Raw genomic sequence first — 14,445 nt, 5'->3', positions numbered from 1 at the left:
ACCCTCCGAAAGGCACCAAGAGCTTCACGAGGCCTCAATTCATTCCTTGAGCGCGGTGCCCAGCCGGCGCCCGTTCGAGTTCGTCGATCTGGAAACGCATTTCGACGCCGAACTCGAAACCCTCTGGACCTACATGCGCCAACGCAGCCGGCCGAGCTTCAACCCTAATTTGCTCGCCGAGTTCACTCAGTGGCAGAACGACATAGCAGCCGCACGGTCGTCGGCTACCATGCCGATCCGGTATGTCGTCCTCGGATCTCGTTTTCCCGGCGTATTTTCCCTGGGCGGTGACCTCGATCTCTTCTCGGCGCACATCCGCAACGGCGATCGGGAGGCACTCGTCCGCTATGGCCGCGCATGTGTCCATATCCTGCACCGCAACATGCTGAGCCTCGATCAACCGATCATCACGATCGGATTGGTGGAAGGCGATGCGCTGGGGGGTGGGTTCGAGGCACTATTGTCGTTCAACGTCGTGATCGCCGAACGCGGCACGCATTTCGGCCTGCCCGAAACCAATTTCGGTCTCTTTCCCGGCATGGGGGCGCATTGCTTCCTGTCCCGGCGCCTGGGCGCGGCGCGGGCGGAACAGATGATCCTGAGCGGCCGGTCGTACACCGCCGAAGAGCTGTACGAGCTCGGCATCGTCCACGCGCTCGCCGATCCCGGCATGGGCCGTGCCGAAGTCGAGCGCTACATTCGTCAAAACCGTCGGCGACATAGCGGCCACTGCGCGATCTACGAGGCGTCGCGGTCGGTCAATCCGCTGCCGCTCGTCGAGCTGCAGGCGGTCGTGGATCTATGGGCGGATGCCGCGCTCAGGCTTAGCGAGGCGGACCTCAAGTTGATGCGCCGCCTTGTTGGTGCGCAGACAAGGCTGTTGGACAAGGCAGCGTAGCGTCCCGTTCAGGCGCGGCCCAACGCCTTGACGTCTTTGCCGGCAAGCATCGTCATGACCATGCTTGCCGGCATAGGATGTGCCAGCAGAAAACCCTGCACCGCATCGCAGCGGGTACGGCGCAACTGTTCGAGTTGCGCCTGCGTCTCGACCCCTTCGGCCACCGTATGCATGCCCAGCTTGGCTGCCAGTTCGATCACGGTCTGGACGATCGCAACCGATGCCGGGCTCTGCTCGAGGTCCGTGATGAACGATCGGTCGATCTTCAAAGTCTGGAAGGGGAACTTGGTCAGGTAGCTGAGCGAGGAATATCCCGTCCCGAAATCATCGAGCGTGGTCCGGACATCAAGGCGGTTGATCGCGTCCAGCGCCGCCAGCGACGCATCGATATCCTCGAGAAGGACTGATTCTGTCACCTCCAGCTCAAGGCGGTCCGCTGCCAGGCCACTGGCGGCCAGCGCGCTCATGATGACGGTCGGCATGTTCGCCGATCGCAGCTGGATCGGTGACAAGTTGACGGCGACGGTCACGTCCTTAGGCCAGTCGCTGGCGGTCCGGCACGCTTCCCGGATAACCCAGTCGCCGATCACGACGATCAACCCATTCTCCTCGGCGATCGGTATGAACTCGGCGGGCGAAATCGCGCCGTAACGGCGGTTGGTCCAACGCAGCAGCGTCTCGCAAGACAATATGCGCTGGCCGGTCAGGTCGAAGATCGGCTGGAACATGAGATGGAACTCGCCACGCTTCAGCGCACCCTGCATCTCGGCGCCCAGATCGCGCGTCCGTTCGATCTTCTCGTCCATCAGCGGCTCATAGAACCGCATCTGGCCACGGCCGCTTTCCTTTGCGCGGTACAAAGCGAGATCGGCATTCTTCAACAACGTGTCCGCGTCGATGCCGTCGGATGGTGCGACCGCGATTCCAAGCGATGCCCCGACGCACAACGCGCGACCGTCGTGATGGACCGGTTGCTCGACGAGCGCGATGATCCGCTCGCCCTTCGCGACGGCTTCTGTTTGCGAGACGACGTCGCAGATCACCGCGAACTCGTCGCCACCCAACCGGGCTACGATCCCGGTTGCGCCGAATTCGGTGTTGAGCCGCTGTGCCACCCCTGCCAGCAGCGCATTGCCGGCCAAATGCCCGAACGAGTCGTTGATCTCTTTGAACCGGTCCAGATCGATCCAGAAGATGGCGAGGCGTCGGTCGCCGTGACTTAAAGCCTGCAACCGCGACTCGAACTGTTCGCGGAACGCCGTCCGGTTGGCGACGCCGGTCAGGTCGTCGCGGCGGGCGACGGCAGCATGATGTTCGGCGAGCGCCGCCTTCTCGCGGGATACCAGCGTTGCCTTCAGGATGACGCCATAAGTCTGCAGGGTGATGTCCATCATCGCGACGACGAACAGAACGATCACCGCAGCCAGTGCCATTTTCAGCGGCTGCATCGAAACGACCAGCCCGACGGTCAGGGGCAGCGAGGCGAAGCATAATTGGGACAGCGCTATCCAAGGCCGTCCAGCGTTGCGACCCGCAATCCCTGCAGCGTATCCGATCGTCGTCGTCACCGCGAGCAACTGAAGGACGCCGTCGTCGCTATGGACGAGCGTCAAAAGCCCGAATGTGCCGAGCAGGGCCGAATACACCAGCGCGCCCGACCGATAGATAAATTCTTGCCGAGCCGCCCAGCTGTTTTTCGATGATCTCGTGCGGGCGGCCCGACCCGGTCGCTTCAGCGCGTCGATCATTCGTATTCCCGCAACCAGCGCGATCGCCAAGGCGCAGACGACCAGCCATCGATTGCCACTGACGTAGGCGACGATGCCCGTGATACCGCTGCTGGTAATCGCGCCGATGATCAGCGATTGCGGGGATGCGTATAGCGACTCCAGCAGGGTGGCACGAACCGACGCGGCGATCGCCTGGTCAGAATGCCGTAGCTGTCTGAGACGAGAGATTAAGCCACTCATTCAATCGTCCATGGACGTCGAAGATTTAAAAGAAACGAATGAAGCGAGATTTGCCACCGTTCAGTACTTGAGTCAGGGATGTCGAAGACACCGTGATGAAGACCCTGCGCGTCTGCAGAACACGCGGGGTCGAGCCGATCGTTAGTGCGCTCCGCGTATGCGTCAGATCGGTATGCCAATGGCGACAAGGGTCACCGACCCCGAGTGAAGTCGAACGACTGGTTCGGACAGCGACCCTTGACGTCCAACCACATCAGATCAGCCCCTCATGCTGCATTGCCGTCTGGACTGCCGGACGCGCTTTCATCCGTTCCCGGAACGCTTCCAGTGGCGCCGGCACGTCGATCTGGTTCTTCGCCGCCCACAACAGCATCACGAACAGGTAGCAGTCCGCCACGCTAACCGTGTCGCCAAACAGATAGTCGCCCTCGATCGTATCGGCGAGATAGCCCATCCGCTTTACGATCGTCTCGCTGGCTTTCGCCTTCTCCTCGTCGCTACCGCCGGAGAAGAACGGCTTGAAGCTCTTGTGGATCTCGGTCGAGATGAAGGCGAGCGCCATGAGCAGGTGGGTGTGCCCCATCGCTCCGCTTGGTTTCAGGGCACTGTCCTGATGCGCAATCCAGTCGAGGATGGCGATGTTCTCCGTCACCGTCTCGCCCGAGTCCAGGGTGAGGGCAGGGACGTATCCCTTCGGGTTGATCGTCGCATAGTCGGTGCCGCTCTCGGTCCGCTTGGCCTTGAGATCGACCTTCTCGTGTTCGAACGAAAGCCCGGCTTCGTGCAGCGCGATGTGATCTGCGAGGCTGCAAGCGCCGGGGGAATAATAGAGCTTCATCGATGGTCTCCGCGTTGATCTTCCTGAACGCGCCAGCACGCCGATAGCTGCGACCGTCACCCCATCCCCGCTATTGCAGCATCGCCGCGCGCACCCATCTCCGGTCGATGAACGACAATTTGATCCGCCTCGGTCTCCTCGACGAGGACGACATCATTCTCGATGAGGCCGCATTGTCACTGGCACTGCTCGATCATCCGGACACCGATCCGACACCCTATCGCGCTCTGATCGACGCCGTGGCGACACGTCTCGAGACGGTCGGCCGAGGCGCCGGTACCGCGGAAGAGCGTGCCGATGTCCTGTCGGAAGTGCTAGGCGAGGAGTTCGGCTTCGTCGGCGACCGCGAGACCTATGACGACCCCGCCAACGCCGACCTGATCCGTGTCATCGACCGGCGCCGTGGCCTTCCGGTAAGCCTGTCCATTCTCTACGTGGGTGCGGCACGCCGGATCGGATGGACGGCCGACGCGCTCGATGTTCCCGGGCACGTATTGGTGATGGTGGGGGCCGAAGCGGCACCCGTCATCGTCAATCCGTTTCGGGGCGGAATGCGCGTCGATCGCGAGACGCTGGCCGCTTTGGTACTCGCGTCCAGCACCGGACCTGCCGAAGCCGTGTCCCATATCGCGACGATGCCGAACCGCGCAATCCTGGTGCGGCTGTTGCTGAATCAGGCGACGCGCGCCGAGCAGGCGGGGCATGGCCGACGCGCGCTGGAACTGTACGCGCGGATGACCTTGATGGCGCCCGCTTATGGACACGCCTGGTGGGAGCGCGCGCGGCTGGAACTGGTCGACGGCGACGTAACGGCCGCGCGGGGCAGCTTGAGCGCGATGCTGGAGATCACCCGCGATCCCGATTTGCGACGGCGCGTGACGGATACGCTGGGGTCTCTGCCTCCAACCTAGCTCTCCACTTTCGTGTCGGGGCACCGGGTCCCGACCTAACAAAGCTTGGCGTCGGCGCGCTGTCGGCGCTAACCGCGCGGTCATGGCCGCGCTGTCGATCCTCATCGTCCTTCACGATTTCGCGCTGGGCGGCACCGAACGCGTTGCCGTGCGTCTGGCCGAGGCTTGGGCGAAGCGGGGTGTCCAAGTCACCATCTTTGCCGGTTCGGATGCCGGGCCGCTTCGGGCGTTGGCCGGCGAAGCGGTCGAGATCGTCGTTGCCGAGCCTCCGATCCCGCGTGGATCGGCCTCACGCAGGCGGTTGGCGCAGGCCGCGCGCGCGTTCGTCGAGCAGCGACGGTTCGACGGCGTCTTCATTCCCGGTAATTTCCATTGGCCGGTCGCCGCCGCGCTGGCCGGATCGGGCATCCCTGTGGTCGCGCAGGTCAGTGCAGCGCTCGACAAGCCGCAGCGCGGTCGGCTGCGGCAATGGGCGTTCGAGGTTCGGATGCGACACCTTCTTCGCAAAGTGCAGGCCGTGGTCGCGCTGTCGGACGTCGCGCGTGATCAGGCGGACCGGATCCTCCGCCGTCCCGTGACGACGACGATTGCGTTGCCCGCGCTGAGCGACGACGCCGCACCGCCTGTGCCGATCCCCGAAACGCAACCGCCGATCGTGCTCGCTGCCGGACGACTGGTCCCCGAGAAGGGGTTCGCGCGGTTGATCGAAGCCTTTGCGAAACTGCCGAAAGGCGCCGCACGGCTTGTCATAGTCGGGGACGGCCCGGAGGCAGATGCGTTGCGCCGGCAGCGCGAGACGCTGGGACTTGCCGATCGGGTGGAGCTTGTTGGGTATGTTACGGATATCCGGCCCTGGCTCGACGCGGCCCGGCTGTTCGTGTTGGCGTCCGATTTCGAAGGATATCCGGCGGTCCTGGTCGAGGCTCTGGCAGCGGGGCGGCCGGTGGTCGCGACCGACTGTACGCCGGCAACACGACTGCTCGATGCGCCGGGCGCGGGCAGGGTCGTGCCACTGAACGACAGCGACGCCTTGGCTCGCGCGATCGCGGCAACGCTCGCGCAGTCTCCGCCCGATCCGGAGGCACTGGCGGCGTTGGTCGCGCATCATCGGATCGGCGCGGCTGCGGCTGCGTACCTCGATCTGTTTGCAGAGTTGCGCGCGTGAGCATACGCCCGATGCGGATCGCCTATGTGATCAACTCGGTCGAGGGCGGCGGCGCTGCGTCCCCCGTGCCCGCGGTGCTCGGCGTGCTGCGCGACGGCGGTGCCGAGGTCGCAGTGTTCGCGCTGACCGCACGCGACCGTCGCGGCGAGACCGCGATGCGAGCCGCCGGGCTGGACGTGCATGTCCGCGATGGCGGCGAGACCGATCACGCGGCCGCACTCCGCTGGCTCGACGCGATCCTGAAGGACTGGGCGCCGACGCATCTCTGGACCTCCCTTACCCGCGCGACCCTGCTCGGCCAGATCGTCGGGGTCCGACGCGGGTGGCCGGTCGTCAGCTGGCAGCACGCTGCGTTCCTCAAGCCGGCCAACCGCATCTTGCTGCGCGCGATGCAGCGCCTGTCGCGACTGTGGGTCGGCGACTCCACCGCGGTGACGCGACTGACCGCGGAACGTCTCCACGTCCCCCCCGAGCGGCTCGTCCAATGGTCGATCTTCCGCGCGGATCCAGAAGCGCTTCAGGCGACGCCGTGGCAACCGGGCCAGCCGATCCGGATCGGCAGCCTCGGCCGCCTCCACCGCGTGAAGGGCTACGACGTACTGGTCGAGGCGTTGGCATTGCTAGACACGTCGACGCCGTACGAGATGGTGATCGCGGGAGACGGCGCAGAACGGGACGCTCTCGAAGCTCGCGCGGTCGCGCTCGGTATCAAGACGCTGAGGTTCGCGGGCTATGTAGCTGACCCTGCGGCATTCCTGGCAAGCTGCCATCTCTACGTGCAGCCATCGCGCTCGGAAGGCCTGTGCGTCGCCGCGCACGAGGCGATGCAGGCAGGGCTCCCGGTGATCGCTTCGGCGGTCGGCGAACTTCCCGGCAGCATCGTCGAAGGCGAGACCGGCTCCACGGTCCCACCGGGCGATCCGGTGGCGCTCGCCGCCGCGTTGTCGCGAGCGTTGGCCGAGCCGACACAGCTGGCGACGATGGGGCAGGCGGGTCGCGCGCGCGTTCTCGCGACGTTCGGGCCCGAGCGGTTCGCCGCGACCGGTCTAGCTATCCTCGATCGGATGCGCGCCTTTTAGGACGCAGTTTCTTGACCTCTCGGATCGCCTCGATCGAGAGCCCGTGAAGCGACAATTCGGTGCGCTTCATATCGACCAGCGTCACCGGCCCTGCCGCCGACAGCGTATGAAACCCCTCGACGAACGGCGCGGAAGAGGCCGGCGGGACGAGCGCGTCGCCCACCTCGGCCTCGAACCGATCAGGCGTCAAAAGCGTCATCGTCAGCGGCCGGATCGCGCCACCATAGGTCCAGCTGCAATCCTGCACCGGTAGAACGATCCGTCCATCGATCACCAGCGGCATCCCGCCTGGTCGCGCGCTTGCGACATCGACCCGCACAGGGTTCATCGGGTGCGGCGTCCACGGTCCCGCCAACCGGTCCGCATAGGCCACGTGCAGCGCGCTCATCTTGTCCGGCTCGCGGTCGGCCGAGGTGTAGAACAGCCACCACCGCCCGTCATGGAACACCGGCGTCGCATCGACCGCGACATGATCGAGTTCGATGACATGCACTGGCTCCCACTGGGTCGGGAAATCAACCGCGCGGTACAGCGTCAGCCGGTTCGAGCGATGCGCTTCGGGCAGCATCCACGTCTCGCCTTCCGCCTCGAACACCAGCGGGTAGGACAAATGCCAGGGCTCGTTCAGCACCGGCTGGCGATCGACCAGGCGGAAGTCGGCGTCATAGACCAGCACCTCGATCGCGCCGATCCGGACGCGGTAATCATAGGTCTCGACGAACACGTACAGCCGCCCATCGCGCCATAGCCCGAACGGATCCGCGAGAAACTGGAAGCTGCCCATCGGCGGCAGCCACATCAGGGGGAACCCCTCGATCGAGCCGCGCGCGACGATCGCCTCGGCGGTCGCCATCACGATCGCGGGGCGCCAGATATCCTTGCGTAGAGCCACTGTGGTCGATCGATCCCAAACGCCGCGTCCGACAGGGGCGCCGCGCGGGCCTTCTCGCGGCGGATTAGGCTACGCGCAACCCCTGCAGTCCGCCCTGCAGTCCGGTTGCCGTCTCCAGTTCGCGCTCGGGCAGCACTGCCGGGACGGTATCGCCGAGCACGCTCATCACCGCCCGCGCCGCACGGACGGCTGAGCGTTCCGCGGTCAGTTCGAAGCTCCGCTGGAACAGCGCGCGTTGGACCGGACGATAGCGGTCGTGCTGTGCCACCGCGCGGTCGAGCGCGGCGCCAAGGTCGTCGGTGCCGGTGACGACTTCGCCCGCCTGCCAGTGCGCATAGTTCGCATCGCCGTCCCACGCCGTCGCATGCGCGTTGAGGAACAGGCACGGGCGCGGCGTGTGGAGGAATTCGTACACCTGGCTGCTGACGTCGCCGAGATAGATGTCCGCCGCCGCGGTATAGGTCATGTCGGTCGATGCGGCCGATCCGAGATCGACATGGATGTTCGGCGCATCGAGAAACCGCTGCTCGATCACGCCGGCACGGTCGACCCGGAACTTGTCGATCGTCAGCACGAACTTGCGGTGGAACAGCATGACGTGCGGCGCGAAGATCAGATTGTAGCGGTCGTCGTGCAGGAAATGCTCGAGCACCGCGCGGCCCTGCGCATACCAGGACGACAGATGCGGCGACGGGTGCGGGTTGTAGAGCACCGTCGGCTTTCCGTTCGCCTGGAACGGTAGGCGCGGCGCAGGCTCCGGCATAAGGTCGAACTTGGGATAGCCGATCAGGCTCATCTTGTTGAACGGCACCCCGGCCTCGCGGTGCAGGCGCTGGCGGATCTTGCTGCCCGAGACAAGGACGTGATCGAACGTCGCGCTGTGCTTGTTGAAGCCGATCGCCCGGTCGCCCGCACCGTGCCGCGTATGGATGATCTTGAGATCGTCGAGGCCATAGCGCGTCTTGAGCAGCAGCGACGTCTTCTCGGCGACGACCAGCGCGTCGAGCGACCGGAAGAAATCGAGGTTGTCGCGATAGATGCCGATCTTGGTCACCGGCAGCGCCCATTCGAGCGCGCCGGACAGCGCACGCGTCGATGCACGACGCAGGCCCAGTTCGACCAAGGGGACGGTAACGCCGAGCCGCGCGCACAGCCGTCGCACTTCATCGGTCAGCCGTGCGTTGGTGGTCGCGACGACGATCTCCGCGTCGGGATAGCCCTCCGCCATCGCCAGCGCGGTTGGAAGGGCGTGCGCGACCTGATGAACCTGGTCGTGATTGAACAGAAAACCGATCTTCATGGCCGGTAGACGTTCCCGGCACCGGTCATCCTCACTAAATATTTTGTCATCTGGCCAATCGCGCGGAACTTTCCGTTCGTCGGCGCAACGCTGGGCGTCTAAGCGCTCGCGATGCGTTCGCTTTTCCACCGTATGACGTCCCGGCAGGCGGATACCGCCAAAGCTGGGGCGGGGCGCGGCGATCGGTCGGGGCTGTGGCTGGTGCTGGCGAACCTCGGCCACTTGCTCGGCGGCAAGGCGGCGGCAGGCGTCATGAGCCTCGTCTACCTCGTACTCGTGACGCACCGGCTGGGCGCAGCCGATTATGGCGTGCTGGTGCTGGTCAACGCCTATGCCGTGCTGATCGGCAGCGTCCTGGCGTTCTCCGGTTTCCACGGCGTGGTGCGGTATGGCGGGCTCGCGCTGGAGGCGGGCGATCGGGCCGGGTTCGCGCGGATCGTCCGGTTCATGGCGGTGATCGAACTCGGCTGCGGTGCCGCCGCGGTGGTCGTGGCGGCGCTGCTGGTGCCGCTGATCGGACCACGGCTCGGCTGGTCGCCCGACACGATCCGGATTGCCATTCCCTATTCGCTCGCGGTGATCGCGACGGTCCGCGCGACGCCGCAGGGACTGCTGCAGATCGCCGACCGGTTCGACCTGATCGGCATCCACCAGGCGGTGTCGCCGCTGATCCGCCTGGTCGGCGCGCTGGGAGTCTGGTTCGCGGGCGGCGGGCTGATCGGCTTCATCGCCGTCTGGCTGGTCGCCGCCGTCGCCGAGGGGCTGGCGATGTGGGGATTCGGCTGGGTCGCCTGGCGCAAGCTTGCCGCCGGCGAACCATTGCGCGGACCTTGGCGCGGTACGGCGCGCGATACCAAGGGGCTCAAGCGCTTCATCCTCATCACGAACTTCGACATCACGGTCCGCGAACTCGCGCCCAACCTCGCGCCGTTGACTGTTGGCTGGCTACTCGGGCCGGCGGCGGCAGGGTTGCTCGCACTGACGCAGCGCGCGACGTCGTTGCTCGCTCAGCCGACGGTGCTGCTGAGCCAGGCAAGCTACGCCGTGCTCGCAGCCCAGGTGGCGCGCGGCGATCTGAAGGCGTTGCGGCACACGGTCTGGCGCAGTGCGGGACTGGCGCTCGCAGTGGCGCTGCCGATTGTTCTGGTCCTCGCTTTCGCAGGCGACTGGTTGCTGGTCACGCTCGGTGGCGCAAGCTTCGAAGGCGGCACGGTCCTCCTGATCCTCATCGCCGGCGCGCGTGCCGCAGGGCTCGCGAGCGCACCAATGGCCTCGGGACTGACAGCACTCGGACTGCCGGGCCGCTCGATGACCATCGGCCTCGTCACCAGCCTCGCGCTCTACCCGCTGCTACCCGCGATCCTGTGGGCGTTCGGGACCGACGGGGCAGGGTGGCACGCGCTGCTCCAGAACGGCGCCGCGATCATCGCGCTTGCGGTGCTGTTCCGCCGCGATGCGAAGGCCGACCCGGCATGACCCTGGGCGGGCTCCGTGCCGTGTTTCTCGCCGAGCGTGCGATGCTGCTGCGGCTGCTCGTCGCGCGGCTGGGCAGCGTCGAGGAGGCGGAGGATGCGTTGCAGGATCTGTGGCTGAAGCTGGAGACGGTGACCGGCGGCCCGATCGCCGAACCGCTCGGCTATATCTGCCGGATGGCGAACAACATCGCGGTCGACCGCCGTCGTCGCGCGGCGCGGCGGGCGGACCGTGACACCGACTGGCTGGAAACGCAGGCGACCGCCGACGAGCATCCCGATGCCGAACGCGCGTTGATCGCGCGCGAACGGCTCGGGCGGGTCGAGGCGACGCTCACCGGCCTGCCCGATCGCGTCGCGACCGCGTTCCGCCTCTACCGGTTCGAGGACCTGCCGCAGAAGGCGATCGCCGAGCAGATGGGGATCACCGTCAGTGGCGTCGAAAAGCTGCTGCACCGCGCGTACCTGCGAATTCACTTGCAACGGAGCAATTCCGGTGCGGATATCCCGCAGGCAGGACGTCTCACTCATGAGGAGGACCAGCGCGATGGTCGATGAGTGGGGCAAGGACGGCGATTACGGCCCGGGCTACGGCAAACACGCCGCGGCCGACGCCGTCGCGTGGCACCTCCGTTTGCCGACTGCCGATGGTGGCGCATGGACAGCGTTCACCGACTGGCTGGATGCTGACCCGCAAAACGCCCGTGCCTATGACGCGCTGGCGGTCGCGGACGCGGAACTGACCGACGCGCTGAGCCCGCCAGACTGGTCGCAAGCACTACCGCCGGTTGCCGCCAATGACGATCGACCGACGCCGCGGCGGCGCTGGATGCTGGGAACCGTCGGCGGACTGGCGGCGGCGGGGATCGTCGGCGTCATGCTGCCGCTCGAAAACCCGTCAAAGACGGCGGCGCGGATCATCGAGACGCCCGCCGGGGTTCGCGGCAGCGTGACGCTTGCCGACGGCAGCCGTATCGACCTGAACGGCGGCACCAGGCTCGCGGTCGACGACAGCAGTTCGCGTCTCGTCACGCTGGAACGCGGCGAAGCGATCTTCCGGGTCACGCACGACGTCGCGCATCCCTTCGTCGTCCAATCGGGCACGATGCGGTTGCAGGACGTCGGCACCGTCTTCAACGTCGCCCGCGTCGGCACGCATCTCGGCGTCCAGGTTGCCGAGGGTGCGGTGATGTTCCAGCCTGAACAGGAACGCATCATGCTGACCGCGGGTGCGGCGCTGTCGCATGTCGATGGCGGCGCGCCACGGATGTCGGGTATCGCGATCGACGACGTCGGCAGCTGGCGTAAAGGCCGGCTGGTATTCCAGCAGACGCCGGTTCGCCTCGTCGCCGCAGCATTGGAACGCAGCACCGGTACGGTCGTGCGCGTCGATCCCGGACTGGCGGAAACGCGGTTCACCGGATCGATCGGCGTGACGGGCGGAGCCGACAGCCTGATCCCGCGCGCGGCAGCGCTGATCGGCGCGAGGGCAGAGCATGTTAATGGCCGCTGGCGTCTGTTTGGGGGCCATGCCGGTCCGTAAAATCAACCTGGCAGTATCGCTCATCGCCGCCACCCTGATTACGCCGTCGCTGTCTACTCCCGCTCGCGCAGCGGAGCGGCGGGCGATCGCCGTTGCGCCGGGGACGCTCGATCGCGCGATCGCGGTACTTGCGCAGCAGGCGGGTGTCGACATCGGCAGTGCGGAGCCCGGATTGACGCGGGTCATGACGCGGGGCGTAAAAGGTCGAATGACCGCGGGTGCAGCGCTCGACCAGATACTCGCCGGCACTCCGTACACGGCGCAAAAACTGGGTGAGGGCAGCTTTCGGATTATTCGTCGCCCGATCATCGTCCAGCCGGTCGCACGCGAACGCCAACCGAGACTCCCCCGGACGCCATCGCCGGTTGAAGTGTCGCCCGAAATCATCGTCACCGCGACCAAGCGCGCGACGTCCCGACTACGCTTTCCCGGCGCGCTCACGATCCTGCGCCCGGCAAGCGCCGTGAACATCCGCAACGATGCCGCGAACGGCATGGACGAGGCGATCGCCGCGACACCGATCCTGCAGAGCACGGCGTTGGGTGCGGGTCGCAACAAGCTGTTCATCCGCGGGGTCGCGGACAGCAGCTTCACCGGACCGACGCAATCGACCGCCAACGTCTACTTTGGCGAAGTGCCGGTCGCGTATAACGGTCCCGAACCCGGCCTCAACCTGTACGACGTCGATCAGGTCGAAGTCCTCGAGGGGCCGCAGGGCACGCTGTACGGCGCAGGCGCGATCGGGGGAATCGTCCGGCTGGTGCCGCACGCGGTCGATCTGTCAGGGGTGTCGGCCAATGTGTCGGGCGGCGTTAGCGCGACCAAGTCGGGCGATCCGGGCGGCGATATCGCCGGGATGGTCAACATACCGATCAAGGCTGGCGTCGCTGGCGTACGCGCGGTCGGCTACCGGGTCGTCGAAGGTGGCTATATCGACGATATCCGCCGCGGCCTGCGCAACGTCAACCGCGTTGCGACGACGGGCGGACGCCTGGACGTACGTGTCGTTCCGGCAAGCGGGTGGACGGTCGACGCGGGCGTCGTGATCCAGGATTTGACCGCCCCCGACCTGCAATATGCCGAGCGCGGAATGGGATCGCTCTCTCGCGCGTCCCTGCTCGCGCAGCCATTCAGCCAGCAATATTTCCTCGGGCGTGTCGTGGTCGACAGGCGTTGGGAGGACGGGCTGCACCTCGTCTCGGCGACCGGGTTCGTCCACCGCGATGCGGAGAGCCGGTTCGACGCCACGCGGCCGATCCGTCCGAACGCGCCGATCGCCTATGACACCGACGAACGCAGCCGCTTGTTCTCGCACGAGACACGCCTCTCCCGCGCAGAGCCGAACGGCGCCGGTTGGCTGGTCGGCGTCGCGCTCATTCACGCGCGCGACGCCTATGCACGCAAATACGGCGCGCCCGACAAGCTGCGCGACATCGTCGGCGTCACCAATCGGACGCTCGACGCAGCGGTGTTCGGCGAAGCGGGGATCGCGATCAGCCCGGCGTTGACGATCACCGCAGGTGCACGACTGACGCATCAGCGCACCGACGGCGACCCGATCGCCAAACTCAAGACGACGACATACATTCGCGGACTAAGTTCGACCCGACTCGATCCGACGCTCGGCGTATCCTGGCTGCTGACCCCGACGCTGGCAGCGTATGCGCGCTACCAATCGGGTTTTCGGACCGGCGGGATCACCGTGGCGCCGGGCGTCGGCCGCGTTACCGATCTCGTTCGCGATACCATTCACGTTGGAGAGATCGGCCTGCGCAAGGAGCGGCATGGACCGCTTGGGCTTTCCGCATCGATCGGTGCTTCACTGACCGACTGGCGGCATATCCAGGCGGATCTGGTCGACAAATCCGGTTTTCCGTTCACCACCAATCTCGGCAACAGCCACATCTATGGTCTTGAGGCGAGCGCCAACTGGGTGCCGCTGACCGGCTTGAAGGTCGACATGGCGATGTTCCTCAACGAGACCCACGTCGCCGACGCAGACCCCGCACTACGCCGGCAGGTCGGCGCACGACTGCCCAACACGCCGCCATTCGCGGTGTCGGGAAGCGTCGGCTATGAATGGTCGCTCAGCGCCGATACGCACGCCAGCGTCGACGCGGGTTGGCGCTACGTCGGCCGGTCGACCGTCGGGACGCAGGCCCCGCTCGACGTGTCACAGGGGGAATATGGCAGCACGCACCTCGGCAGTACGTGGAGCAGGAACAACATTCGTCTGACCGCCACCGTCGAGAATGTGTTCGACGTGAAGGGAGACCGCTTTGCGGGCGGCAACCCGTTCGCGCTGGCGGCGCGTAACGAATACACGCCACTGCGCCCGCGCACGTTCCGGCTGGGCGGCGCGATCGGCTGGTGATCG

At 66.1% G+C, this 14,445-nt stretch carries 12 protein-coding genes; 8 read left to right on the top strand and 4 right to left on the bottom strand.

Annotation, left to right across the window (positions count from 1 at the left end; translation table 11 throughout):
• Positions 1-55 precede the first annotated feature (55 nt).
• The gene (locus J4O76_RS13020; protein ID WP_426282447.1) at positions 56-898 is read left to right on the top strand and encodes a crotonase/enoyl-CoA hydratase family protein; all 843 of its coding nucleotides are present in this window, start codon (positions 56-58) and stop codon (positions 896-898) included.
• A gap of 8 nt (positions 899-906) precedes the next feature.
• Here J4O76_RS13020 and J4O76_RS13015 read toward each other — a convergent pair whose 3' ends face one another.
• A complete protein-coding gene (locus tag J4O76_RS13015; protein ID WP_426282267.1) occupies positions 907-2,868 on the bottom strand; it encodes a putative bifunctional diguanylate cyclase/phosphodiesterase in 1,962 nt (653 codons plus the stop codon).
• 253 nt (positions 2,869-3,121) lie between these two features.
• Positions 3,122-3,706 (bottom strand): glutathione S-transferase family protein, encoded by a 585-nt coding sequence (locus tag J4O76_RS13010; protein WP_426282266.1) that lies wholly within the window; start codon positions 3,704-3,706, stop codon positions 3,122-3,124.
• A gap of 107 nt (positions 3,707-3,813) precedes the next feature.
• Here J4O76_RS13010 and J4O76_RS13005 point away from each other — a divergent pair, with 107 nt between their 5' ends.
• From J4O76_RS13005 to J4O76_RS12995, 3 genes are all read left to right on the top strand, one after another.
• Positions 3,814-4,617, top strand: a complete 804-nt coding sequence (locus J4O76_RS13005; protein ID WP_426282265.1) for a SirB1 family protein — start codon at positions 3,814-3,816, stop codon at positions 4,615-4,617.
• An 82-nt stretch (positions 4,618-4,699) separates the two neighbouring features.
• Positions 4,700-5,782, top strand: coding sequence for a glycosyltransferase (locus J4O76_RS13000; RefSeq protein ID WP_426282263.1), 1,083 nt, complete (start codon positions 4,700-4,702; stop codon positions 5,780-5,782).
• Positions 5,779-6,861, top strand: a complete 1,083-nt coding sequence (locus J4O76_RS12995; protein ID WP_426282261.1) for a glycosyltransferase — start codon at positions 5,779-5,781, stop codon at positions 6,859-6,861. The genes J4O76_RS13000 and J4O76_RS12995 overlap by 4 nt, the downstream gene beginning before the upstream one ends.
• Here the strand turns inward: J4O76_RS12995 and J4O76_RS12990 are convergent.
• A complete protein-coding gene (locus J4O76_RS12990) occupies positions 6,833-7,753 on the bottom strand; it encodes a glucosamine inositolphosphorylceramide transferase family protein (RefSeq protein WP_426282259.1) in 921 nt (306 codons plus the stop codon). The two genes, J4O76_RS12995 and J4O76_RS12990, sit on opposite strands and share 29 nt — an antisense overlap.
• A gap of 64 nt (positions 7,754-7,817) precedes the next feature.
• Positions 7,818-9,053: a hypothetical protein gene (locus tag J4O76_RS12985; protein WP_426282258.1), complete on the bottom strand. Its 1,236-nt coding sequence runs from the start codon at positions 9,051-9,053 to the stop codon at positions 7,818-7,820.
• A gap of 111 nt (positions 9,054-9,164) precedes the next feature.
• Here J4O76_RS12985 and J4O76_RS12980 point away from each other — a divergent pair, with 111 nt between their 5' ends.
• The 4 genes from J4O76_RS12980 to J4O76_RS12965 are packed head-to-tail and all read left to right on the top strand — an operon-like array spanning position 9,165 to position 14,442.
• Positions 9,165-10,529: a lipopolysaccharide biosynthesis protein gene (locus J4O76_RS12980; RefSeq protein WP_426282257.1), complete on the top strand. Its 1,365-nt coding sequence runs from the start codon at positions 9,165-9,167 to the stop codon at positions 10,527-10,529.
• Entirely contained in the window at positions 10,526-11,083 is a 558-nt protein-coding gene (locus J4O76_RS12975; protein WP_426282256.1) for an RNA polymerase sigma factor, read from the top strand. The genes J4O76_RS12980 and J4O76_RS12975 overlap by 4 nt, the downstream gene beginning before the upstream one ends.
• Positions 11,055-12,068 carry a FecR family protein gene (locus J4O76_RS12970; protein ID WP_426282254.1) on the top strand — a complete coding sequence of 338 codons (1,014 nt, stop codon included), beginning with the start codon at positions 11,055-11,057 and terminating at the stop codon, positions 12,066-12,068. The genes J4O76_RS12975 and J4O76_RS12970 overlap by 29 nt, the downstream gene beginning before the upstream one ends.
• The gene (locus J4O76_RS12965) at positions 12,055-14,442 is read left to right on the top strand and encodes a TonB-dependent receptor domain-containing protein (protein ID WP_426282253.1); all 2,388 of its coding nucleotides are present in this window, start codon (positions 12,055-12,057) and stop codon (positions 14,440-14,442) included. Before J4O76_RS12970 ends, J4O76_RS12965 begins: the two co-directional genes overlap by 14 nt.
• The last annotated feature ends 3 nt before the right edge of the window (positions 14,443-14,445 follow it).

Source organism: Sphingomonas sp. NFX23 (assembly GCF_049887795.1).
Lineage (GTDB): Bacteria > Pseudomonadota > Alphaproteobacteria > Sphingomonadales > Sphingomonadaceae > Sphingomonas.
Note: the sequence above shows the minus strand (reverse complement) of the source record. Positions and strands in the feature narration are given on the sequence as shown.